The organism is Microbacterium jepli, assembly GCF_047237905.1.
Classification (GTDB): Bacteria; Actinomycetota; Actinomycetes; order Actinomycetales; family Microbacteriaceae; genus Microbacterium.
This window is the reverse complement of record NZ_JBDFLW010000005.1, coordinates 719,799-743,256: the sequence shown is the minus strand read 5'-3', so window position 1 is coordinate 743,256 and position 23,458 is coordinate 719,799. Positions and strand designations below refer to the sequence as shown.

General features: G+C 65.2%; 19 protein-coding genes. 11 read left to right on the top strand and 8 right to left on the bottom strand.

What is annotated here, in order from left to right; genetic code table 11:
* Positions 1 to 37: 37 nt before the first annotated feature.
* The 5 genes from ABC304_RS07735 to ABC304_RS07715 all read right to left on the bottom strand — a co-directional run bounded on the left by ABC304_RS07735 (position 38) and on the right by ABC304_RS07715 (position 4,890).
* Positions 38 to 544, bottom strand: coding sequence for a hypothetical protein (locus ABC304_RS07735; RefSeq protein ID WP_412929999.1), 507 nt, complete (start codon positions 542 to 544; stop codon positions 38 to 40).
* An 827-nt stretch (positions 545 to 1,371) separates the two neighbouring features.
* Entirely contained in the window at positions 1,372 to 2,457 is a 1,086-nt protein-coding gene (locus tag ABC304_RS07730) for a hypothetical protein (RefSeq protein ID WP_412929996.1), read from the bottom strand.
* Between the two features lie 655 nt (positions 2,458 to 3,112).
* The gene (locus ABC304_RS07725; protein WP_412929994.1) at positions 3,113 to 3,691 is read right to left on the bottom strand and encodes a VanZ family protein; all 579 of its coding nucleotides are present in this window, start codon (positions 3,689 to 3,691) and stop codon (positions 3,113 to 3,115) included.
* A gap of 75 nt (positions 3,692 to 3,766) precedes the next feature.
* A complete protein-coding gene (locus ABC304_RS07720; RefSeq protein ID WP_412929992.1) occupies positions 3,767 to 4,243 on the bottom strand; it encodes a hypothetical protein in 477 nt (158 codons plus the stop codon).
* Between the two features lie 323 nt (positions 4,244 to 4,566).
* Positions 4,567 to 4,890 carry a hypothetical protein gene (locus tag ABC304_RS07715; RefSeq protein WP_412929990.1) on the bottom strand — a complete coding sequence of 108 codons (324 nt, stop codon included), beginning with the start codon at positions 4,888 to 4,890 and terminating at the stop codon, positions 4,567 to 4,569.
* 372 nt (positions 4,891 to 5,262) lie between these two features.
* Here ABC304_RS07715 and ABC304_RS07710 point away from each other — a divergent pair, with 372 nt between their 5' ends.
* The 11 genes from ABC304_RS07710 to ABC304_RS07660 all read left to right on the top strand — a co-directional run bounded on the left by ABC304_RS07710 (position 5,263) and on the right by ABC304_RS07660 (position 15,989).
* Entirely contained in the window at positions 5,263 to 6,012 is a 750-nt protein-coding gene (locus ABC304_RS07710; protein WP_412929988.1) for a hypothetical protein, read from the top strand.
* 1 nt (position 6,013) lies between these two features.
* Entirely contained in the window at positions 6,014 to 6,637 is a 624-nt protein-coding gene (locus ABC304_RS07705) for a M23 family metallopeptidase (protein WP_412929986.1), read from the top strand.
* A gap of 15 nt (positions 6,638 to 6,652) precedes the next feature.
* Complete coding sequence (locus ABC304_RS07700; RefSeq protein WP_412929984.1) at positions 6,653 to 6,952, top strand: hypothetical protein; 300 nt, start codon at positions 6,653 to 6,655, stop codon at positions 6,950 to 6,952.
* A gap of 254 nt (positions 6,953 to 7,206) precedes the next feature.
* Positions 7,207 to 8,460: a hypothetical protein gene (locus ABC304_RS07695; protein ID WP_412929982.1), complete on the top strand. Its 1,254-nt coding sequence runs from the start codon at positions 7,207 to 7,209 to the stop codon at positions 8,458 to 8,460.
* Positions 8,457 to 9,950 (top strand): SCO6880 family protein, encoded by a 1,494-nt coding sequence (locus ABC304_RS07690; protein ID WP_412929980.1) that lies wholly within the window; start codon positions 8,457 to 8,459, stop codon positions 9,948 to 9,950. The genes ABC304_RS07695 and ABC304_RS07690 overlap by 4 nt, the downstream gene beginning before the upstream one ends.
* A complete protein-coding gene (locus ABC304_RS07685) occupies positions 9,947 to 11,527 on the top strand; it encodes a hypothetical protein (RefSeq protein ID WP_412929978.1) in 1,581 nt (526 codons plus the stop codon). The genes ABC304_RS07690 and ABC304_RS07685 overlap by 4 nt, the downstream gene beginning before the upstream one ends.
* On the top strand, positions 11,524 to 12,804 hold the full coding sequence (locus tag ABC304_RS07680) for a MinD/ParA family ATP-binding protein (protein WP_412929976.1): 1,281 nt from the start codon (positions 11,524 to 11,526) through the stop codon (positions 12,802 to 12,804). The genes ABC304_RS07685 and ABC304_RS07680 overlap by 4 nt, the downstream gene beginning before the upstream one ends.
* Before the next feature lie 23 nt (positions 12,805 to 12,827).
* Positions 12,828 to 14,639 carry a type IV secretory system conjugative DNA transfer family protein gene (locus tag ABC304_RS07675; RefSeq protein ID WP_412929974.1) on the top strand — a complete coding sequence of 604 codons (1,812 nt, stop codon included), beginning with the start codon at positions 12,828 to 12,830 and terminating at the stop codon, positions 14,637 to 14,639.
* Positions 14,636 to 15,025, top strand: coding sequence for a hypothetical protein (locus ABC304_RS07670; RefSeq protein ID WP_412929973.1), 390 nt, complete (start codon positions 14,636 to 14,638; stop codon positions 15,023 to 15,025). The genes ABC304_RS07675 and ABC304_RS07670 overlap by 4 nt, the downstream gene beginning before the upstream one ends.
* Entirely contained in the window at positions 15,022 to 15,546 is a 525-nt protein-coding gene (locus tag ABC304_RS07665; protein WP_412929972.1) for a hypothetical protein, read from the top strand. Before ABC304_RS07670 ends, ABC304_RS07665 begins: the two co-directional genes overlap by 4 nt.
* On the top strand, positions 15,543 to 15,989 hold the full coding sequence (locus ABC304_RS07660; protein WP_412929970.1) for a single-stranded DNA-binding protein: 447 nt from the start codon (positions 15,543 to 15,545) through the stop codon (positions 15,987 to 15,989). Before ABC304_RS07665 ends, ABC304_RS07660 begins: the two co-directional genes overlap by 4 nt.
* Before the next feature lie 740 nt (positions 15,990 to 16,729).
* Here the strand turns inward: ABC304_RS07660 and ABC304_RS07655 are convergent.
* The 3 genes from ABC304_RS07655 to ABC304_RS07645 form a co-directional block, all read right to left on the bottom strand.
* Positions 16,730 to 18,022: a hypothetical protein gene (locus ABC304_RS07655; protein WP_412929968.1), complete on the bottom strand. Its 1,293-nt coding sequence runs from the start codon at positions 18,020 to 18,022 to the stop codon at positions 16,730 to 16,732.
* A gap of 453 nt (positions 18,023 to 18,475) precedes the next feature.
* Entirely contained in the window at positions 18,476 to 21,214 is a 2,739-nt protein-coding gene (locus ABC304_RS07650; protein ID WP_412929966.1) for an AAA family ATPase, read from the bottom strand.
* 1,375 nt (positions 21,215 to 22,589) lie between these two features.
* Positions 22,590 to 23,042 carry a hypothetical protein gene (locus ABC304_RS07645; RefSeq protein ID WP_412929964.1) on the bottom strand — a complete coding sequence of 151 codons (453 nt, stop codon included), beginning with the start codon at positions 23,040 to 23,042 and terminating at the stop codon, positions 22,590 to 22,592.
* Between the last annotated feature and the right edge of the window lie 416 nt (positions 23,043 to 23,458).

The following is a 23,458-nucleotide window of genomic DNA, read 5'->3' as shown; positions in this document are numbered from 1 at the left end:
TCGGCGCCCACAACACCGCCGCCCGCTAAAGGACCCATCATCGGGCAGATGTTTCGGGTTCGCAGTCTGTCGAACGCTGTGGTGTGTCGTACGGCTCGTAGCGGACACGGGGTCCGCGAATGCGGCGACGAGTGGTGTTCCAAGCGATCGGCGACACAAGAACTCCTATAGCCGTGTCGCTGTCTGACGAGCCATCGGACAGGACAACCACCACTCGGCTGAACCCCACTCCGAAGGTCTCAGTGACTCTGCCGGCGATTGCCGCGTCGATGAGCTGCTCGGCAAACTCGACGTCGGTGGTCTCGTATCCCAGTTCCCAGCGACCGCCGTGTTCTCCGATCTGGATGACGAGGAACTGCTCACCGATGATCTCGATCCGTCGGGCTCGGGGATTCTTGGGCACGACGCGCACGACATCGATGGCGGTCGACGGCAGATGCTGTCGATGAAGGACCGCGTAGTCGCCAGCGGCCGCTCGCACATGGTTCTCAAGCCTGCTTAATGTCTTCTCGATCTCCTCGGCGAGGTCGACGTGGATAGTCATTTCCGAATACTTTCACGCACGTACCCACGCCCGCTAAAGGATCCTCATACGGGCACGGCAGCGCCTACCCGATGACCCTGCCCGCAACGTCGCGCGGTGTCTTCTAACCCAGTGAGCGGCGGAGGAACAGCGTGGTCGGCACGTCCCGTATGGCTAGAGATGAGGGACGACGATCCAACGCCTCACTGTGGTGGCTATCTGGGTGCTACCGGGGAAAAATATGGGCGTTGCCGGGTGCATGGACAGGTTCCTCAGTTGGCTTACGAAACCCTCGCCGTACCGCGGCGACGTGACTGTCGACGGTAAATCACAGAGGCTCCCATGGTGGGTAGTGACGGGATCGACGTCGTTCGCGATCACTTTGACTGCGTTGTGGGTCGTCGCAGTGACTATCAACACGGCTTCGCTGCTCACCGATTTCTCCGGTTGGAAGATCGGCCCAGTCGCCGTAACTTTGCTGCTCGTCGGAATGTATGCGCCGTCGATCGTGTACCTAAAACGGCATCGAGTAGAGGTGGCAGACACAGCGGACGGTTAGACGTTGGCCGTCGAGGCGGCATGGAGCTATGAAGAGGAGCACGTCTCGTTTTTAAGTACAGCTTTGACCCTCATCACTCTCGCGACGACAGGGCGGTGCCTACGCTCGCCAGCGCGGTCAGGAGCAGATGCGACAGAGCAGATCTTTGGCGGTGCGGTCCCCGGTGATGTTCCAGCTGCGTGCGCCATCTGGTGACCGCCGGCGGATCGTCTAACGGGCGCTTCGAGCGCGTCTGATCGCAGGGATACAGTGCGGGAGGGGGAGTGCAGACCGACTCGCGGAGCTGCTGTCACCGATACTCGCTTAGCCATTGACTCTTGGTCAGCCCTATCAAGCCGGGAGTCGCCGGGTAGTGCTCTTCGATGAGGAGCGCGTTCGGAAGGTAGAAGGACGGGTCGTTGCGTCTGATGCCGAGCGCTAGGCAATACCCGTTGAGGGTGGACAGAGTGAAGCGATCAGCGACCTTCTTGGCCGTGTAGAGATCTTGGTCTTCGAACGCGAGGGGCTCTCCGTAAGCGTCCCAGTCCCACCGGGATTGGTAGGACGCCTGCAGGCTGCGAGGAGTGCCATCGCCGGCCCTGTACCAGAAGGCGCAGCCCCCGTAGTTAATGATGGCGCGGTCTCGGACGATGTGCGGTGAATAGGCCGTTCTGACGCGGCTGACGCCGAGCCGTCCTCCCACATACTCATACGACTCCAGCCCGTCACCGCTCTGGCTGAAGATTGCTGTCCAGTTCGAGTCGGTTTGAACGAGCAGCTGCTTTCCTCCTGACGGCCTCCACGGCTCGAGCTGGTCAAGAGCGTTGGGCAGATCAAGGTGGATTGGGGTGAAGGTGCGGTTTCCGAGGTCGGTCAGCCATGCGGTCATTTCCTGAGCGACAACGTCGAAGGGCGCGTTGACGTACCAGATGGCCTCGGTAAATCTGTCGAACTCGCCATCCAAGAGAAGTTGCGATGGCGGTGGGGGCTGCACCCCCGGCTCGGGGCCCTGGATCACGTCGATGACCATCGCCACCACATCACGCGCCTCACCATCGGGCAATGAGCGGAGAAGGGGGCGAAGGACACGAAGATCAGCTCGAGTGGCCCCTATCCAGCTGAGCACGCCACCGGCATCCTCCACCCAATCCATGTTCGAGCTCGTCAACCCGGCGCGAACCCAGGACAAAGACTCTTTGCCGCGGGCGACAAGTCCCCAAGACGCCGCCGTCCGGGCTCGGAAGTCTTCACTTGCCAACGCCTCTGCATAAGCGTCCGCGTAGTCAGACACCGTCTGATCAAACTCCGACAGGTCCGGGGTTCCATCGGCGCCCACGTTCACGAATATGTCCTGTGGCTGCCGGTCTGGCCGCGCCGACCCGTCGTCTCCGCTCATGAGCCTTGTATACCCGACAACCGCCAGCGCACGCGCGCCCAATCGTCCGGAAGAGGATCCCCATACGCGACGACGCCTAGCTTTCTTCGCCGCGGATCTCTCCCCACACCTCTGAGAGCATCGTTGAGTTCGGACCGATGATTCCGTCGCGCGCCTCAAAGAGCGCTGTTCGCTCCGCGGCGGTCGCGTCCACCTCGTCTAAGAAGGCGAGAAGGGAGAACCCCAGCAACTTCCACAGCTCAGCACGCAGCTTCAGTGCCGCTGGAGCGTGGTCGTGCAGCTGCGCGATCGCATCGAGCTGCGGGTACTGGTCACCGATCAGGGCGACCTGATCCCGGGTCAGCGTCTATAGGCTCAGAAGGGAGCCGGCGAGTACTTCGTCGCCGGAGTCCACGAGGGCCTTGATGCTCTCGTTCGTCAGCTCGAGCGAGTCGTCGCCCGCGACATGCCAGCGCTAGTTGTGAGTTCCGTGGACTGCGATCCAATCAGCCGAGCGCCCCTCCGGCAGCGAAGGAACACCACCGAAGAAGCCGAAACCCGTAGCCATGAGCCCATCTTCGCCCGCCCGGCAGCAACCCGCCAGGAGCGAACTCGGGCTTCGACCAGGCGCGGACCGCGAGTTGAACATGGCACTCAGTGGACCGGTGAACGATCCCTATGCGGACCGGTCGTTCGTGGGATTGGCTTCCGGGAACCGCTCGATTCGCGCGCGCCACCAGGGAAGAGATATGAGCGACGCGATCGCGGCGCCGAACGTGTTGATTAACACGTCGTCCAGCGAGGTAACACGTCCGAGACTCAATACGAGCTGGAGGACTTCGAGGGTGGCGGAGAGGATCGCAGCCAGGATCACTACTTCCGGCACCACTGTCCAGGTGGAGCCCAGTCGAAATCGGATCGGTAGTAGAAATCCGATTGCCGAGAAGACGAGAAGATTTCCTATGAGCTGGACGATCGCGTCCCCGCCGGCGATGACATTTGCCAGGTCTCGGAAGGGGACGAGACGGACGCCGCCCGCCCCGCCGGTGGGAGTCATAATCATCCACACCCACGGAACGGTCCCGACGACCATACCTACCTCCGCCAGGGCAGACCGTTGTGCCCACACGCGTGGCCAACCTGCGGCGACACGGCGGCGGGCCAAGATGATGGCCACGGTGATGCCCAGCGGCACCCCAACAAGCACCGTGACCCCGATGACGATGCCAAAGCGGTCAACGATCGAAGCCAGCATTGATCATCGGCCTCTCAGAAGCATGAACTGGACGCTTAGAGTGGTCGACGCTACCAGCTCACTTGCAACAAGTTCCTACTTGTATTCGGACAGGGATGCGTAGACGTTATCGGCTCCATTGCAGGAAAGCTGATGAGCGAAGTCCCAGTCGATGGCCATCCGTTCGACCTCAGAAATCAGTACAGTGACACCCATCTCGCTCTCGATGTGTACCTCCGTCTGATTCGCGTACCACGAGGCGGAGCCAGAGAAGAGCTGCAGTGTGTCAAGACACCATCGTCGATTGTTGTCCTTCGAAACTGTTCCTACTAGGACGTTGGTGAGAGTGGCGTCGCCGCCCTCGCTGAGCACGATCTGAGATTGTTCGGGGGCGGACGTCGAGTCGTACCTTGGCGTATAAACCACGGGGTAGACAAACTGATCTCCCGGCCCCTCATCTACAAAGTGGTCCGCCATCGCTGAGGACTGGCTCCAAGCGAACAACGCGATACCGGCACAGAGCGCCAACACTGGCGCTCCAATAATTACTGGTAGCCATCGCTTCCCGCCCATGTGACGACCCCCTCGCGCCCGTACCATCCAAGAAGTATCTCTCTATAGCCGCCGCCGCCCGCCGCCTATCCTGCCCGGAAAGGGATCCACTAAAGGGACTCGTACGGTCCGGTCCTCATCGAAGTTCGAGGCAGGAGCGCCGGTCGGCAGACTTAACTCCAGAAGCTGACGAACGGCGCGACCGCGCACCGTTAGCGTGCCGTAGGTCCGGTCCGATGTCCGTGGCGTCGATCGCGTGTCGGTAGACCACTCCCCCATTGGGTCCCCGAACGATGCGTCCCGTTCGTGACCGATGACCTTCTGGCGCTGCCGTCAGCGTGAGTTCAGAACTCCCCGAGCGCAAGCCCGAGTCGAAGGTATAGCTCGGTGACGACCTCATTATTGACGGTATAGCGCACCCACACGCCGCGGCGTGTTTCACCTTCGGTCATGGGAGGGTCGGCGAGAACCAACCCGGCGCGGACGAGCTCGTTGAGGTGTGGGACGACCGTGCTGGTGCCGAGTTCGAGCGTTGTGCAAATCGGTCCGATAAGGCTTCCCGGGTTTGCCCGCAGGTACCGCAGGATCGAGGTCTTGACGAGGTTGCCGAGCAGGGCGATGGGCTCGTGGGCGTCGTCGGAGCCGGCAGGCTGAACGTATTTCGGCACGTGCCTAGTGTGCCTGGTACCGCTGGATGCGTCACGCCATCTAGGCGACTTAGGTGTTTACTTTCAAACCATACGGATATAACGTGTGGTCATGCGCCAGCATCGGAGCGGTCTTGAAGACCACTGGACACGCTGCACGGACCTCCCTCGGCCCCGCGTCCGCATCATCGCTCGTGGTTACGAGACCGATACGGGGTCAGGAGTTGCGAACTACCCTCGACGTTCCTGCACACGACGGGACCGGCTTATCCACAGCATCTCGAGGAACCATTCCGCTGGTCGGTGGGCGAAGCCTATGCTTCGTGCACGGCGACCGTCGGGTGCGCTGAGACGAACGCCCGGTGGAGCCGTCCTGAAGGATCAGGAGGGCCAATGATGGCCATGAAGCAGCCGCAGCGTCGCGCGCTCACCTGGGCGGTCATCGGTGCGCTCGTCCTCGTTGCCGGAGTCGTCGCGATCGTTGTCGGAGCAATCTCAGCCGCACCCGCCCCGACGGCCTCGCCTGCGGCGTCGCCGACCGGACCCGACGTCACTCCCAGCTTTGGGCCGAGCACCACGCCGTCAACAGGCTCTCGCGTGGTTGACGAGTCTGTCCGCAGCCGCGGATGGGTGCCGGAGCCGATCACTGCCGGCCGTGCGGTCTATGTCCAGGCGGCATTGGAAGCGGCAGCGACCTTCGACACCCAGAAATCTTCCCGAGCCGAGTGGCTGGACTACCTCGACACCTGGTTCACACCCGACACCCGCTACACCTCAGAAGCCGATCGCCAAAAGCGTCTAGCGGCTGCGCAACTCGAGCTTCGGCAAGCTGTCGTGCTACCCGATCAACAGTGGACTTCGCTGGCGAACGAGCGAGGACGGGTAGCCGCGACGGTGACGACAGATATCAGCTGGTCGACGGTCCCTGAAGACGCCTCGGGTGACATGTCTATCGGGACAGCTGACGTCCTCCTGACCTACACCCGGCAAGACAACACAGGGACGGAAACGACGTATGAGGAGTCGACGCGGGTGAGTGTGCAGGTCCTGTGCGGTCCTGGTTCCGTTCCCGTGCCGGACACGTCCCAGTCGCCAGGCGACTGCCGCGTGGTGCGCTACTTCGCCGAGCCCATCGAGCCGTGACGTGCCCACTCCCGCCGCCATCGCCGGTGCCGCCGCTGCCCGATCCAAGACCGGACAGCGGGTCATCGCCGCCGTCGTTGCGCTGTCCGCCCTAGGGCTACTTCTCGTTGTCGCACCCCTCGCCACCATCCCTCTCGCGCTCGCCGGTCAGGGTGTTCCCCCGGCCAGCGCGGCTGCCCCGATCGGAGGCGGGCCAGCTGTAGTCGGGACGTGGGCCTACCCACTCGCGGGGGACTACTCAAAAGGACGCGGCTTCGGCTGGCACCCGATCGACGGCTGCAGCTACTGCTCGAGCGATCACGAGGGCTATGACATGGCCCAGGAATGCGGCGCCACCATCTACGCCGCCGGCCCCGGAACGGTCGTCATCGCCAGCGCCTACCAGGGGTACGGCAACGCTGTCCTCCTTGACCACGGCGATGGCCTCATCACCATCTACGGGCACATGCAATGGGGATCCCTTCGCGTCGGTGAAGGGCAAGTCATCACCGCCGGCACCCCGCTCGGCGCGGAAGGAAACACCGGCAACTCCTTCGGCTGCCACCTCCACTTCGAGATCCGCATCTATGACACCCCGATCGACGCTGAACCTTTCATGGCCGCACGCGGCCTCCCCCTCAAGTAACTAAGGAGACCCACCGTGACCTTAACCGATATCGCCTGGACGGACGTGAACGTTCCCGACATCCAGCCCGACTTCAGCGCACCCTTCTTTCAAGGACTGCAAGTCATCGCGTCCTACATCCTGGCCGCCGCGATGCTGGTCGTCCTGATCATGCTCATCCTCGCCGGCGCTGCCCTCGCCTTCCGTGGGCTCGCCTCCGACCGCACCCGCACCTGGGCCGGAGAGAACATCCTCTGGATCTTCATCGCCGCCGCCGTGCTCGGCGCCGCCAGCGGACTTTTCCAATGGTTCATCAACTTCGACTTCGGCTTCTGAGGCGTACCGCCCGAGCATCGCTGCTCGGCATCACCACCGGGGTGCTGCTCGCACTGCTCACCTTGACACCCGCGCAGGCCAGCGGCGGCGGACCAGCCGAGACCGGTACACGACCCGCCGCCTTACCTGTCAGCGGCCAACCGTGGTCGGCTCCCGCCTACCCCGTCGACTGTCAGCAGTCAGGCGCTCAGATCATCTGCACCCCGGACAGCCCCGCAGATGTCGTTGCGCAAGACTGTTATCTCTGGGTTCTCGTGAATGGCGCCAACACCACCGTCTGCACGACCTACAAGGCTCATGGTCAAGCCCTGCAGGCTTCAGGCGGCACGCTGGCGACGGTCGGCTACGGGTGCAGCATCGGAGACGTCGTGTGTGTGACGTTCGAGAACGCTGGCCGCGGGCTCGCGATTTCGGCGACAGCGATGATGTTCGTGGTCTCGGATAACGCGAGCTTCGACACGGGGTCCGTTCTGTGGACTGCCGCGACGACGGAGTGGTCGTTCTGGCAGTGGGCGATCCTGGTCGTTCTGTTCGGGGCGATGGTGTGGGCGATCGCGGCCGCGATCGTCTCCGGAGACAGAAGCGAGCTCGTGGGCGCGCTCGTTCGGTCCTTCATCGCCGTCCCCGCCGTGCCCCTGACCCTCTGGGTGACCGGGAACCTCCTCAACTCCGTGGACAAGCTGACGTGGTACGTCCTGACTCGTGACGACGCCATCGGGATGTTCGTGACCCTGCAGGGCGTGATGTGGGCCGGCGGTCAGGCAAACTACTTCTTCGCTTTCCTCATCCACGGGCTGCTCATGATCGCACTCGTCCTCCTCATGGTGGTCTTCGCATTCCGCAACATCGCCCTCGCCGCGCTGATCGCTGTCGGCCCCATCGCCTGGATGATGTTTCCCGTCCGATCCGTCGGTCCCCAGTGGGTGGTGCGGTACGTGTCCGCAGTCGTTGTTCTCTTGCTGACCGGGCCGCTCACCGTCGGGTTCATGACGCTCATCATCAACGGGCTGGCCTCGGTGAAGACGATCTGGAACCCGCAGTCCTGGCCGCTGCTCATCGGGCTCGCGCTGATCGCGTTCGCACCTTTCGCGATCTTCGGGCTGTTCAGCTTTGTCGGCGCCGCCGCCGCCGATGGGCTCGGTTCACGTTTGGGCTCCGGCGGCGCACGCGCCGCGCAAGCGGCGGGTCGCTCCGCTCTGCGCGTCCCCTCCCGCCTGGGCGGGACCCCCTCCGGCATGCCGACCAGCCGCTCCGGCTCCTCACGCGCTCCCGCGGGACAGCGCGGCTCTGGCTCGCGAGCGACCGGCCCGTCCACCGCATCCCACGCCCGCCCGGGCCAGCGACCGCCCACGCCGGCCACCCCCGCAGCAGGTCGCACGTCGACTCGCAGCTCTGCCGGCACTGCGACCAACACGGCTACGCCCCCCGCTGCCACCTCGGCGACCACGTCTGCTCCGCCACCGTCTTCATCAAATCGGCCGGTCGCGGCTGAAAGGACATCCTCATGAGCTCGATGCCGGACTACGCACGACCCGTTCGCCTGCCTCGCCGGTCACGGCAGGGCGTGGTGATGGGAATGGACGGATGGCAGCTCGGTTTCATCGCCGCAGCCGCCGCAATCCTGCTGATCTTCGTCAACCGGTTCGGCCCACTGGGACTGCTGTGGGGAGCCCCTCTATACCTCCTCCTCGGCATCACCGCCCTCACCACCCTCCACGGGGTGTCCGCGCCGCGGATGGCGGGGATGTGGCTGATGAAGCAAGCCCGGCATGCGGCAGGCGCCACCATCCAGGCATACCGGCCCGAGCAGGCCCGGCTCGCGGGGACGCTGAACCTCCCCGGTGTGCGCGCGTCCGTGCAGCTGTGGGACGTCGACGGGGTCGGGCCGGTCTACAACCCGCACGACCGCACCGTGTCCGTCACGGCGGAGCTCGAGGTGCAGGGCTTCCTCATGCAGGACACTCCCGAGCGGTACGACCTCTCCCAGCAGTGGGCGCAGGTTCTGGCGTCTTTCACTCAGCGGCCGGGCATCAAACGAGTCACGCTGCAGGAGCGCACCCTGCCCACCACCATTCGAGCCGCCCGCGACCACTACGACACCGTCGCCCACCGCCGCCACCTCGACACCACTTCCCCGGTCGCGGCCAACTACGAGCAGGTCATGGACGGATCCGAGCGGTTCGCGGTCGCGCACCGCAACTACCTCACCTTCACCCTCGACCTCGTCGCCCTCGGCGCCCAGCTCAAATCCCTCGGCGGAGGAAAAGACGCCATCACCGCGCTGGCCCGCATCGAAGCCGGCAACCTCTCCGACGCGCTCCACGCCGCGCACATCACCGTCCGGAAGTGGCTCGCCTCCCGCGATATCGCTGCCCTGGGCCGCACCGCGTTCGACCCTGCCTTCGCCGGCACCATCCAAAACCGGGACGACACCACCGCCGGGGTGGACCCGGTCGCCATCGGACCTATGTACCTCGAAGAACCACGCGGACGCAACGGCATCGTCATCACCGACTCCGGCGTCCACACGACCATGTGGATCCATGAGTGGCCGCGCTCCGACGCCCCGGTCGGGTTCGTCGCCCCGCTGGTGTTCGCCCGCCACCCCCACAGCGGTGACGCCGTCACCCACATCTTCTCCCTCGTCCTCACCCCCGTCCCCGTCTCCAAAGCACTCCGCCGCATCCGCGATGAGAAGAAGGTGTGGCGCGGCAATGAGAAGCTCCGTGCCAAGCGGGGCGCGGACGGGTCCGCTGCGGACCTCGCGGACTGGGACGCGCTGGAAAAGCAGGAGCAGGAGATCGTCGCTGGGCACGGTGAGTTTCGGTACGGCGCGTACCTCACCATCACCGCCCCCGACGAGGAAGCCCTCGACCAGGCCATCGCCGGATCCCGCAACGCGCTGTCACGGGCAGGTATGGAAGCGCAGATCCTGTACTGCCAGCAAGCCGAAGCGCTCATGGTCAACGCGCTCCCCCTCGGGCTGGGGATGAAATGACCCGCCGCGCCCTCACCTTCGAACCCGGCAACCTCACCCGCGCCGAACGTCGCGCCCTCCACCGCACCACCGCGGACGCTGCCCGCGCGGACCGACCCGTCCGCACGAGCAGGAAAGACCGGGCCCTTCCCGAGCCCGCCATCGCCGGGCCGTTCGGGCCCGGCCTCATCACAGGCGGGTACTGGAACCTCGCGAACGCGTCCATCCCCGCTCACCAAGCGACGTCCCAGCACATCGCCGGGATCTACCCGTTCGTCGCCGACGCGGGCCTCGGCCACCGCGGACCCATCGTCGGGGTCGACCTGAACGCGGACGCGCTCTGGCACTTCTCCCCCTGGGAGGCGTACGTCGACTCCACCGACCGGGGCACGTTCTCCACCAACGTCCTCGTCCTCGGCGCGTACCGATCCGGGAAATCCGCCACCATCAAAACGCTCGTCACCCGCTCCCTCGCCTTCGGGCACCAAGCCGTCGTCCCCTCCGACGCGAAAGGCGAATGGGTGGTCGTCGCTCATGCCATCCCCGGTGGGAAGGTCATCCGCCTCGGCGGTGGCCTGTCCGCCCGTCTCAACCCTCTGGACCGCGGCCCGCGCCGCTCGGACGCGTCCGACGAGCAGCACGAGCAGATGGTCAAGCAACGCCGCATCGCCACCCTCCTCTCCCTCGTGGAAATGGCACTCGGCGGGGTCCGGCTCAACGCCGTGGAGCACGCCGCCATCCACCAGGCGCTGCAACAGTGCATCACCGCCACCGACGACCACCCCACCCTCCGCGGCGTCTACGAACAACTCGGCGCCATCAGCTCCCGCGCCGACGATGACCGGCTCGCCGAAGCCGCCGTCCAACCCCGGTTCGTGCTGCGCCGGTTCGTGGACGGCGACCTCTCCGGCCTGTTCGAAGACGAATCCACCGTCAAATTCGACGCCGACGCTCCCCTCGTCGTCGTCGACACGTCCGAGCTCTTCGCCCGCGGGGAACTCGTCGCCCAACTCACCCAGGTGTGCACCACCTCCTGGATCCAAGCCGTCGTCTCAGACCGCGGCGCACACCGCACCCGCTACGTGATCCGCGAAGAAGGCTGGCGCGACATGACCTCACTGGCGTCACTGCAGATGTACCAGCAGTGGCTGAAACTGTCCCGCCACTACGGCATCAGCAACATCGTCCTCCTCCACAAAATGGGCGACCTGGACGCGGTCGGCGACGCCGACTCCCTCGAACGGTCCCTCGCCTACTCGATCGTCGGAGACATCGAGAACAAGTTCATCTTCCGTGTCAACCACCAAGAACAAGCCTCCCTCCGACAGCGACTGAACATGCCCGCCACCCACGTCGACATGGCCCGTCAGCTCAGCAAAGGCGTTTTCATCGGCTACGTCGGCCAATACGCCTACCTCGTGGACTGCTTCGCCACCTCCACCGACTGGGAACGACAACTCTTCGACACCGACCACGCCGTCCACCCCGGCGACCACGACGACACCGTCCTGAATATCACCGACCTCGACGAATACTGGCCCACCCCGGACGACACCGGCGTGGAGGGGTGGCTCACCCCGGAAAGCGAGCTGTCATGAGCATCGTCCTGCACCCCCGCATCTACGCCACCGTCACCGGCAGCACCGCCACCCTCACCGCCCCCGACGGACACACCGAACCCCTCACACCCACCACCGGCGAAGACATCCGCCAAGCCATCGTCCGCCGAGCCACCGACCTTGCCCAACGCGCCGGCACCCCCATCGAACTGCACACCTCCGGAGACCGCGGCGACCACCGCCTCCTCATCGACCCCACCGGCCACCTCACCCCCCTCACCACCAACGAGGCAGCCCCACTCACCCGCCGCCGCCCCACACCCACCTCAGAACCAGAGCCCAAGAGCGAGCAGCCCTCCGAGAGCGACTCAACTGAACCGGCCGCCACCGCCTCGGACAGCGCTGTCACGGAACGCGCCACTTTCCTCACTGGCGACACTGTTCACGACACTGCGCCATCGACGTCAAGGTGGCGCTTCTTCCTGCCGTCAAGAAAGGCAGCCGAACGAGCGGAGAAGCGCGCGGCCCGGGAGCAGGCGGTGTCACGACAGTGGGCGGGATGCCGGACCATCGCCGTCGCCAACGGCAAAGGCGGGGTCGGCAAGACGATGACCACCGCGATGCTCGCCGCCGTGTACGCCCGTTACGGGGGCGGGACTGTGCTGGCGTGGGACAACAACGACACCCGCGGCACCCTCGGATGGCGCACCGAAACCGGCACCTACGACACCACCGTCCGCGACCTCCTCCCCCAAACCACGAGCCTCTTGGGACCGGACGCGACCGTCTCCGACATCGCCCGGTACGTGCACCATCAAACCGGAGACCGGTACGACGTGCTCCGCTCCAACCCCGAACTCCTCGCCGCCACCCAACGCATCAGCACCGACCAGTTCGACCAGCTGATGCGCGTCGCCGCCCACTACTACCGGCTCGTGATCTTCGACTCCGGCAACGACGAATCCGCCGACCGGTGGCTGCGGATGGTGGACTCCGCCTGGCAGCTCGTCATCCCCACCCTCCCCACCACCGACTCCGCCGAAACCGCCGCCCTCCTCCTCGACGCGCTCCGCAACCGCGACGAACACTCCGCCGCTCTCGCCGCCAACGCCGTCGTCATCCTCACTCAAGCCGAACCCACCCCCACCGCCACACTGCGCCGCATCGCGGACGGGTTCGAAGGACACGTCCGCGCCGTCGAGATCATTCCGTTTGACCCGGCGCTCAAGTCCGGGCCGCTCCGCTTCGACCACCTCGGCCCCCGCACCAGAGACGCCTGGGTCACTGCCGCCGCCCAAGCCGCCGACTCGCTCTGAGGGCACCGGACATGCGTACTGGGATGCTCGAGAAGATCCTCGCCGCCGCGATCGCCGGCGTGCTTGTGCTCGGGCTTGCCGCGACGTTCCTCGCCGAAGCCGTCACCACGCTGATCTGCGGCACCCGCCCGAGCGCGACCAGCCTCTTCTCCGGCCTCGTCCTCGCCGTCACCGGTAACCCGGCCGCCTACACGACAGCGGAAGGGTGCGAGCTGCCGGTCTGGCAGATCCGCGTCGCCGACGCGATCGCCCTCCTCGCCGTCATCGCGCTGCTGGTCCTCGTGATCCGGGCTGTGCAGACCTACCGGCAGTCAGACCGGTCCTTCATCGCCGACCTCCGCACCCGGCCCGGATTCGCGCCCGCATCCGAGATCCGCGAACACCTCTCCGCAAAGGCCGTGCTCCGACGGGCTCGGCAGCTGCGTCCCGACTTGACCCATCCCGCCGCGACCGATGTCGGCTGGCGGGTCGGCGCGTCCCGCGGACACGACGTCTACGTCTCCATCGAAGACTCCGTCGCCCTCGAAGGTCCACCCCGCTCCGGCAAGGGCTACCGAGTCCTCATCTCCGCCATCGTCGACTGGTCAGGCCCCCTCGTCACCACCTCCACCACGAACGACAACCTCACCGCCACCATGCGGGTAAGGCAAACCCGCGGAGACGTGCACGTCTTCGACCCCCAAGGCCTCTCCGGGATCCGCCACCCCGCCCGCATCAGCCCCATCGCCGGCTGCACCGACCCCCTCGTCGCCATGCAACGCGGCACCGCCATCATCACCGGCACCGCCCTCGGCACCTCAACCACCAACGGCGAATGGGCACAAGCCTCAGGTATCGTCCTCGGCCGGCTCCTGCACGCCGCCGCCGTCGGGAACAAGACCATCGCCGACCTCTACGACTGGGGCACCAGTCCCGCCCAAGCCCGCGAAGCCGTCGCCATCCTCCGCGCCGATGGGGCACCCGGGTGGGGTGACTCCCTCGAAGCCACCGTCGCTGGCGACGACAAACTTGTCTCCTCCATCTGGTTCGGCGTCCAAGGCGCCGTCGCACCCCTCGCCGTCCCGCAGATCCGGGACAGCCTTATGCCCCGCCCCGGCGACCCCCTCTTCGACCCCGACACTTTCCTTCAAGGCCCCAACACCCTGTACTTGGTCGGGTCGTCCTCCGGCGCGTCCGCCATGGGCGGGTTTCTCGGCGCACTCCTCGACGACGTCGTCGAAGTCGCACGCACGAAAGCCCTCGCCACCCCCGGCTCTCGCCTCACCCTCCCGCTTGGGCTGATCCTGGACGAGATCGCCAACATGTTCCGGTGGGGGAACCTGCCCCGCATCATGGCCGACGGCGGTGGCCGCGGCATCTGCACCTTCGTCGTCCTCCAAGCCCTCTCCCAAGCTGAGACGTCCTGGTCCCGCGCGGAAGCGGACACCATCTGGGCCGCCGCGACCGCCAAAGTTCTCCTCGGCGGTGCCAGCCACGTCGACCACCTCCGCGACATCGAGGCCCTCCTCGGCACTCGCGAAACCCAGCGCACCCAGAAGTCCTGGTCCACCCGCGAGACCGGCCACAACACCAGCGAACGCCACGAGCGCCTCCCGCTCATGTCCGTCGACGAGATCCGCCGCATGCCGCAAACCACCGGACTCCTCGCTTACCGCAACCGCCGCGGCGTACTCCTCGACCTCGCCGGATGGGACGAACGCCGCGACGCCCGAACCATCCGCACCGGCAAACACGACCTCGAGCAGGAACAGCACGATGTCTTCGCCACCCATCGCCGCGACACCACCCCCACCCCGCAGCCCGCCGAGACCATCGAAGGGGTGACCGAGGGATGAGCAACCGACGACGCAACCTCCTGAGCCTGTACCGCGCAGAGTTCCTTCGCTCCCGTGTCTGGTTCGCCCGCCGCGACCGCTGGTTCGCCGAAGAGACAGGGCACGGGCGCGAGCTCGTGTGCGTCGGCTGCGGACGGGCAGCGGGGAAGCAGCAGCTGGAGCTGCACCACCTCGACTACGGCGGGCTCATCCTCAAACAAGACCGGTGGATCGCCCGCGAAGCCCACGACGATCTCATCCCGCTACACCCGTACTGCCACGACCTCCTGCATCGTCTCATCGACCGTGACCCCGTCCTGTCCCGCGGCCGCACCAGGCGGGAAGCCACTCGCCTCGCGCTCGAGCGGCTTACCCCCGTCCTCCGAAACACCGAGGAGGCGTCATGAGCCGGATGGAACCGCCACCTCAACCGCCGGACTCCGACGAGGCGATGTCCCACCAGATGCTCGGCCACAACCCCGAGGACCGCGACGGACCGTCGGACCCCATCGGCGCCCACACCTTCAACTGGCGCACCCTCACGGACCAAGAATCACCGATCGAGTGGGAACGACTGCACGCGTGGGTGGCCTGGTTCGTCAACCGCTACGACGTCCCCATCTCGACGATTCCAGACTGCTGGTACAAGCACCCCGCGCTCGTCGAAGAGCTCTCCGCCCTCCACATCGCGCACGACGTCTCATTCCACACCACAGACAGCGGCCTCGGACCCATCGGCTGGCAAGAACGCCTCAGCCTCGCCCACCCCCGCCTCACCCGCGCCTACGCCGGCGGCTGCACCCGCGGACACACCACACCCCGCCCCCGCACCCTCACCACCGACACAGACGACTGGACCGCGTGGACCGCCCAGGCCCACGCCCACCCGGACACCCCGGTGTCCACCAACGAAAGGAACACAACATGACCACCCGCATCCCGGTCACCATCGAGGGAAACCTCACCGGCGACCCCGAATACGGCGGCAGCGACACCGGCACCGAATGGGCCCGCTTCTCCGTCGCCGTCAACGACCGCCGTCTCAACGAAACCACCAACACCTGGGAAGACGGAGGCGCCGTCTTCCACCGCGTAGTGGTCTTCAACCAGCAAGCCCGCCACGTCGCCGACTCCCTCAAGAAAGGAGACACCGTCCTCATCGCCGGCGACCTCCGCTTCGGCACTTACACCGACAAGGAAACCGGGCAGACCAGGGAGACCCGCGACGTCGTCGCCAACAACGTCGGCGCCTCCTTGAAGTACCAAGGAGTCGAACGGGCGCGCACCCCAAAAGCTGACGGGCCCGCAGCACACGCTCCGGGCCCGGCAGCTGCACCGGCCTCGTACGCCGGCACCGGGATGACCCGCTGATCTGAACAAGCAAGAGGCGGGGCGAGAGTCACTGTACTCTCGCCCCGCCTTGCTGTCCGCAGTCCACTCCCGACTGATATCACCCTGACGGAGCGCCCTGAAGCACCCGTATGGAATCTCCTTGCGCGCGGCATGTTGTGCACGACAGCGATCGGCAGCCGCCGATTAGGACCAATCAAGCCACTGGCGTCCTGACGGGTGTAGGCCTGATCATGATCGCGGCGACCGCCATAGTTTGCAGTGCAGCACCTAGAGCCCGCGCGGAGCGGTATCGACTGCGCCACCGACGTCCTCGAATCCCCCGGTTACGCCCGGGGACTCTCTGTACGCCATCGAGGATCGGTTATGAATCGCGGATGCGCTGACGACCGCGGTACTGAACCACACTCGGACGACCCAGCCCGGTGAAGTGCTATCGCTTCGACCGGACAGCTCAATCCCTTCGGTTCCCTAAATCAACGCGGACGACGCGCTCGCCGAATACCAGCAGCGCCCTACCAGCGGCGATCGGATAGATGAAATTCGCCGCTCAGGCAAGCGACCTGGACAGAATGCGCCAATTTCTCGAGCGACGTCGCCGGCTTGCGCCTCACCCGCGCCGATGCGAACGTCATGGCGGAATCACTCAACGCAGCCGGCCTTCGCACCCTGCGCCAGATGGTTGCCTGAGCATCCCCGGCGCAGGATAGCCAATCCGCCTACCGGCACTGCCCGTCAGCAGAACCCATTCAAGTTGTGCTTTAACCCGGGGGCAGGGTCTTCCGCGCCCTATCGATGAGCTCCAGGAGCTGGGCCAGCGTCGTGGCTGAAGCTTTGTCGTCCGTTGACTCCCTGCCGCCAGTGGACGTTGTTTCCGCGTAGGTATTGCCGAAGGCTTTGCCGACGAGCTCGATGAAGGCGTCATCTACCTTGGGCTTCTCGGACACGTTGGCCAGGAAGGGGCCGATCGCACGTAGCTCTAGCTCCATCCGCTTGATCGCATTTGCATTGTTGATCAGTCGACTCCCAAGTCTGATGGCGACCGTTGCGGCGGATCCGGCGAGGATTCCTATAGCCACGCGTGTGATGATTGCGGTCCAATTCACGGCGCCGTCGCCGACACTACTGCCTTCGAAGATCAGCCATATGAGCGGCACTGTCGCAATGAGCAAAAGGGCAAAGCCGAGGAGATAGAAGCGGTTTCCTACGCGTCGACCCCAGTCCGCTTCCGTCTCGAATTGGGACGCAACCTCGTCTGCAGCGATTGCGCTAACGAGCTTGGTGTACTTCTCCTTGGCACCAATCAGCTCGTCGTATTCAGCGTTCGCGGCCGCAAGGCGCTCTGCTGCCCCATCTCTCAACGGCTGGAAGTCCTCATTGAACTCCGCTTCGCGTGCGGCGCGCCACTCCTTGTATGCCCTGGAATTCTTCTCGCTCAAAGCTTCGACGGACGCCTCCGCTTCCGCGACCGCGGCGGAAAGCTCAACCTTCTGGCCTTCTATGGTCGCCTCCAGGGTCGCGAGCTTGGCTTGAGCCTCCAGCAATTCCGCGCTTACCTCGTCGCGCTTCGACTCCACTTGCCCGTCGTACGAAACGATTTCGTCTCGCAACTTCTCATGCTCTACGCCGAGGGCGTCGATGCTGACTCGCTGCGCCTCAAGGAGCTGTTCGAACAAAGTATTCATTTGTTTGATTTCACCGCCCTTGCCGTACGGGCGTGGCCACGCGGCCATCTGGAGTAGGCCCGTCTCCGCTTGATCCGCAGCCTGCTGAAGATAGTTCGTGTAGTCGATGCCATTGCCGACCCGGGTGGACAACGAGCTCTCAACGGATTCCCAGACCGCTTGAACTGGCGAGAGCATCTGGGGATGAAAGAAGGCAGCGCGTGTTGATGCCACGACGTCGAAGCTACGCACATACGTCATCTGCGCCCTAATGCGCTCCACGAAGGGTAACTCCGGAGGCTGGTGCTCCTGGGCGATTGCGGTGAGTTGATCGTCGATCCTGTCGAGCACACCCCACAATGCGTGACTGTCGAAATCTGACCTCAGCATGCTGACCTCCCGCTGAACATGCTACGAGCGGCATCCGACATCGCTTGGCGGCGCGCCTCTGGCAACTATGCAGGCCGTCCACCTGCCACAGCCGACTGGAGATTGCCGGAACGGTTCTAAAACATGCGACTGAATCGCCCTATTCAGAATCGCTTACGCCGTGTTCCGCGCCAATCGGCAGCCATCCCTCAGACGATGGCTGCACGCAAACGGGTCCACCGGCAAGACAAATTCGGTCGCACAGCCTACCCCTAACCGCTCACCATGCGGGAGGCACGGGGCCCGCTGATGTTCCAAGTGAGGAGGTAACCTGGACGCTGCTCAGGGAAAGTCCCGCGCGTTGTGAAGATTCGTTCTCCTCGGCTGGAGCGGGGCTCAGTTGGGCAGGGCAATCAGTGCCCGTTCATCCCGCCCGGACGTATGTCCGATGACGGGGCGCTTTTTTATCCACACTCACCGGCTTACCGAGCGCGCTATGCCCCTTGTCTCATTCATGACGGTCGGATCAGTTCGACCTCGCGCGGCGCGTCTGAGTTCGGCGTCTACTGCGTTGGTCGACTGATCGATCGATGTCTCCGTGGTGCCGCGTGTCATGGTGGCGGCGAGGGTGTCGGTGGCGGCTGTGTTGGTGTGGGCGATGACGACCGCGGTGTTGTGGTGGCGTCCGCGGGTGAGCCCGACGTAAAGGCCGGCCGCGGTGACGTCGGGTCCGACGATGGAGGTGTGGGTGGTGTCGCCTTGGATGCCGTGGACGGTGGATGCGTAGGCAAGGTGGAGGTGGTTGCTCGCGTAGTCGTGGGTGATCCACCGGTGTTCGCCGGCGTCGGTGGGTGAGATGAGGTCGATGCGGTCGGGGTGGATGCGGTGGATGATCCAGGTCGCCCGGTTCTCCACCCCGGACGCCCGGTCGTTGCGCCGGGTCTGGACAGTGTCCCCCTCCATGAGCCGTTGCTCGCCGCGACCCCACGCCAGCGTCCGCGGGTCCAGTTCTCCGGCGGTAGTGCGTCGTTGTTGTATGAGGGTGTTGAGGGTGTCGGCTTCGCTGTTCGTCCCGCACACCACTGCGACGCTGTGTCCGTGGGAGCGGGCGTGGAAGTATCCGTCGACCATGGCGGCGCGTGCGTCGTCGGTGCTGTCGACGCGGGTGACGTGCCCGCGTCCGAGCAGTGTCTGGGCGATCTGTCGGGCGTGGTCGTGGTCGCGGGGGTTGCGGAGTTGGAGGGTGAGGGCGGCGTAGGTGGGGTCCCGGAACCGGTGGACCGTGTCAAGTTCGATCGCGGTCGAGGTCGCTCGAATCGCCATGGCCATGGCTCCCGTGTGTCCGACGGGGGTCGCTTGGTGCGGGTCGCCGACGAGCGCGACCGTAGTGCGGGTTGCAAGGGCGAGCGTGGCGAGGGCGAGGGCGGTGTGCAGGTCCATCATTCCGGCCTCGTCTACCACGATCCGGTCCCTCGCCCGCAGCCGGTGATGGACCGGGCCGCCGTAGCGGGAGGCGGTGGCTGGGTCGATGTCGCCGGGCGTCAGCCGCGTCCATACCTCGGCGCCTGCCGTGTCGTGGCCCCACCGGAATCCGTGGTCGTGGAGGAGCGCATGAATGCTCGACGCGGGCGCGCCGATCTCGCGTGCGGCGACGGACGCGGCTTTCCTGGTGGGCGCGACAACGAGCATCCTCCGTCGTTGCGCGCGCAACGCGACGTGGGCGATGCGGAGCATTGTGGTCTTGCCGGCACCAGCAGGACCGGTCACTGTGACAAGACCGGCTTTGCCTGCGATCGCGCAGGCCGCGTCGACCTGCGACGTGTCCAGCTCCCCGCGTCCGTGGGGAGAGTCGGCGGCCAGGAGCTGGTCGGGGCGTGCCGAAAGGCCAGGGGCAGCGATCCCGTCGAGGGTGTGGGCAAGGCGGACTTTGGTGCGCATGGTTTCGCTGGCTATGTACTGCTTCACATGTCCCGGCACATCCTGCTCATCGGTGAGCCGCACGATCAAAGCAAAGGCGCGGGACACGATGTCGTGAACGAGCGGGTCGAGCGCGGCCCGGTCGGAGATCGCCCCCGCGCGGGACAGAGCGCGCAGGGCACCGGCACGGACGTCGTAGTAGCTGAACCGTCCGCTCGAGGACCGCGACCGGTCATCCGCGTCGACCACTGCAGACGCCGCTAACAACTCAATATCCAGCTCCTCGACAGGACAGGAGTTGATAGCTGCCGCGGGGCGAGCCCGGTCGACGGTCGGGTGGACGGTGCGGAGCTCGTCCCGGACCGCGTGCTCCCACGATGCTTCATCCAATAGGGGTGGCTTGTTCGGGCGGGCAAGAGCCCATGCGCGTCGGTCAATCTGCTGCAGCACCGTCACGCTGGGCGCGGTGCTGCCGTGCGCGTTGCGCCAGTCAGCGATGAGTCGGGCACGGTTGGCTTCGATCTGCGCCGACCGCCGTGACAACGGAGCCACCACCGCCGCAAGCTCCGCGATCTCCCCGTCCGGACCGATCGTGTACCCGTGGCGGGCAAGGGCAGCGACCCACTCCGGGTCCGTGCGGGCAGCGAGCTCGCCCTCGGCGTTGACGAGGGTGTGGAACTTCATTGCCACCCGGGAGTCGACGTTCGTCCACTGACCGTCCAGACCCCGGACTTTCACGTTCAGCCACAGGTGGCGGTGAATGTGCGGGTCGAGAGCGCGGGAGCGACGGTGCTGCAACTCCACCACCTCCAGCCGGGCGATGTCCTCACGGATGAAACCACCGTGCCCGCGGCGGGCATTCAGCTCCTGTTGCCACAGCACGAGGGTGCGGTCCCGGATGCGGTCCTGCAACGCCTCGAACGCGATCGCGAGCTCCGGGTGCAGCAGGGCGGCGATGCTGTACGACTTCGGGTGGTTCAGCGTCGCGTCCAGCAGGAGGTCCGACTCCGCCCGCAGGTGCGGTCGCCCCCGCTCCTCCCCCGTGACCGGGTCATGCCCCGCCAACCACACCCGCAACGCGTCAGCCGAGAGCCTGTCCGACGTGACCGACCCGTCCTCGACGATAAATCGCTCAACGGAAGTGCCCGCGACGGCGGAGTATTCGTCCGCGGCGGTCACACCGGTGGGCGTCTGCTGCAGGTGAGCGTCACACACGCCATCCATCGCGTAAGCGACAGCCTGGCGCAGCCCGCGGGACTCGGTCCCCCGCTTCCACCGCTCCAGCCCACCCCGCATGTCCACACGCTACGCCTACTCTTGCGGAATCGCTACAGCATTTCACATTGGTGCCTGCGTGCATTGCAGTTTTGAAGAACGATCGAAGGCCCGCGGGTTAGGGGGCATCGCGATTCGTTTCCCGAGCGGGCGACCCTCTGACTTGGGTCTCTTGCGGCATCGCCTTGTTCGGTGGTCTGCTGGTCGATGCGGGGAGGGTCAATATGCCGGGCGCGATTCCATATCTCACTGCCTACGGATGGTCTGATAGCGATGCGACGTATGCCTTGTGGGGAGATCGCTGGGTCACGCAGCCCGCGCCGTCGGTAGCGTTCGAGGCACTCGGAGAGGCGCCTTGGCCACAACCCCGCGTCGCTGAGCCTGTGTTCATCGGAAGCCTGCTGAGGAGCGTTGTCTTTCCCGGACTCGAGCTGCTCGTGGCGGAAGACCTAGTTGTGGTCGGCGCTTCCGCATACCTTCCGTCTGTGTCCACCTTGGGCAACATTCGGGTCGGGGCCACTTTGACGGACCTCGGGCTTAGTCCTGCAGCAGGCAATCACCGACGGTTTCCTCACCCGTGGAGATGGAACGCTGTCATTGTGTACGAGATCGAACCGAAGTACTGGTTTGGCGCGGAGCCGCCTCGCCCCGGTACGCGCGTGAGGTGGGTGCTTTACGAGACCGACGGCGCCTCCCCGCAGAGAATCATCGCGATTCACGCCGGTTTTCAGCCTGAGATGGACGTCGTCATAAGAGATGCGGCGCGATTCTGGCCTTGATTCTCCGCGGGCGAGGGCGGCGGCATTTCCTTTCGCCTGAGGTCGGGCTGAATGGTAGCGATTGAGGCCGGCGTGAGAGCTCGCTCAATGTTCTTACTGTCAATCGTCTGTGCGCTGGTGACATGCGGCGACGGTGCCATCGCGCACCGCTATCCCGAAGGTGCTGAGTGCGCAGTTCTCTCCGCCGCCGTATCCGCCGTACGGGTTGTCGTACAGTCCAGGCGATATCAAGCTCGTCAGCGCCCTACGGACCAGTTCGGGCACGACGTGGCCAATTAGTTGCTCGGCGATCGATCCGAGCGTCTGACTCCTGGTGGACCGTGCCCCACAACGCGGGCGGGCAGGGCTACGTCTACCGGCACTGCGAGATTGTGGCCTTCGCGACCATTTCATCGACGAGATAGAGATCTCGCCTAGGTCTCGATGCTTCCTCGCGTGCCGCACGCCACGCGTGCGGCACGCGAGGAAAGCCAACCTTGCGCTAAGCCTTTGCGCCTAGTCCAGTTTGAACTTCTTGTCATCGCTCTCGTTCTCGCTGAACTCTGACTGGCTAGTCGCGGGAGGGCGGAATGGTGGAACGTCCGAAGCTTCGATCTCATCGTCTTTACCCAATATGCTCACCCCCCTCCAATGAATCCAAGTACCGCGGTGCCGACGGATAGTGCCAAACAGAGGAAACCCAACCGCACGGCCCAGCCCCGCGCTTGCAAGCGCTTGCCAGCAGCTAGGTAGAAGCGGATCTTGTCGTCGGCCACCAGAAGAGTCGCGGAGGCTTTGCTCGACTTCAGGATGTCAGTCCGGAGGTCCAGCAGGTTCGCATACTGAGACCGTCCGGGGAAGAGAGCGTAGACGCCGAGCGCTGCCGCCAGCAGACCGAAGACCGCGGCTCCCATGACTACTTGGCGTGAAGCGGACACGTCAAGAAGCGATGTCGTGATGGACGCAGACGCAACCAATACGCCAGCGCGCGACGACAAATTCTCAGCACGCACCCGAAGATCGGTCAGCCGGGCTTCCATCTCCGCGAGGAGAACCTCGATCTGTTCTGCCCGATCTTCAGCCGCCGCCATGCCGCAAGCATCGCATCCCATTCCCTGATCCGAAATGGGCGGGCAAAGGCTCGGGCCGAGTACCGAAGTCCCGCTATCTTGAGCGCTGAATCGACAGATCGCCCTCGCGATTCTCATCCGTGAGCGCCATAGCGATCTGTTGCACCCCAAACGAGAGGGTCCTGATCGCGCTCGCAAGTTCCCTAGTCGCGGGATCCCTTGGTCGCCTTGTGTCGCCCGGCTGCCGCCGCCGCTTTCTGCGCGTTCTGAATCCCCCTAGCGTCAAGCTGCGGCGGCTGCTGACCATGATTCTGCTTCCGTTTGTCTCTGACCTTCGCCCGCTCGTCTGCGCGGTGCTGCCAGGGAACGCCAGGTCCGAGCGAACGCACGGCCCGAACTACAAGGTGGAGCCGCCCGCTTGCGGGCGTCCGCTTGCC

Bases quoted from the DNA above. Each gene is read 5' to 3' on its own strand.
- ABC304_RS07735 (WP_412929999.1), bottom strand. From the start codon at position 544: ATGACTATCCACGTCGACCTCGCCGAGGAGATCGAGAAGACATTAAGC.
- ABC304_RS07730 (WP_412929996.1), bottom strand. From the start codon at position 2,457: ATGAGCGGAGACGACGGGTCGGCGCGGCCAGACCGGCAGCCACAGGAC.
- ABC304_RS07725 (WP_412929994.1), bottom strand. From the start codon at position 3,691: ATGCTGGCTTCGATCGTTGACCGCTTTGGCATCGTCATCGGGGTCACG.
- ABC304_RS07720 (WP_412929992.1), bottom strand. From the start codon at position 4,243: ATGGGCGGGAAGCGATGGCTACCAGTAATTATTGGAGCGCCAGTGTTG.
- ABC304_RS07710 (WP_412929988.1), top strand. From the start codon at position 5,263: ATGATGGCCATGAAGCAGCCGCAGCGTCGCGCGCTCACCTGGGCGGTC.
- ABC304_RS07690 (WP_412929980.1), top strand. From the start codon at position 8,457: ATGAGCTCGATGCCGGACTACGCACGACCCGTTCGCCTGCCTCGCCGG.
- ABC304_RS07685 (WP_412929978.1), top strand. From the start codon at position 9,947: ATGACCCGCCGCGCCCTCACCTTCGAACCCGGCAACCTCACCCGCGCC.
- ABC304_RS07680 (WP_412929976.1), top strand. From the start codon at position 11,524: ATGAGCATCGTCCTGCACCCCCGCATCTACGCCACCGTCACCGGCAGC.
- ABC304_RS07675 (WP_412929974.1), top strand. From the start codon at position 12,828: ATGCTCGAGAAGATCCTCGCCGCCGCGATCGCCGGCGTGCTTGTGCTC.
- ABC304_RS07670 (WP_412929973.1), top strand. From the start codon at position 14,636: ATGAGCAACCGACGACGCAACCTCCTGAGCCTGTACCGCGCAGAGTTC.
- ABC304_RS07665 (WP_412929972.1), top strand. From the start codon at position 15,022: ATGAGCCGGATGGAACCGCCACCTCAACCGCCGGACTCCGACGAGGCG.
- ABC304_RS07660 (WP_412929970.1), top strand. From the start codon at position 15,543: ATGACCACCCGCATCCCGGTCACCATCGAGGGAAACCTCACCGGCGAC.
- ABC304_RS07655 (WP_412929968.1), bottom strand. From the start codon at position 18,022: ATGCTGAGGTCAGATTTCGACAGTCACGCATTGTGGGGTGTGCTCGAC.
- ABC304_RS07650 (WP_412929966.1), bottom strand. From the start codon at position 21,214: ATGCGGGGTGGGCTGGAGCGGTGGAAGCGGGGGACCGAGTCCCGCGGG.
- ABC304_RS07645 (WP_412929964.1), bottom strand. From the start codon at position 23,042: ATGGCGGCGGCTGAAGATCGGGCAGAACAGATCGAGGTTCTCCTCGCG.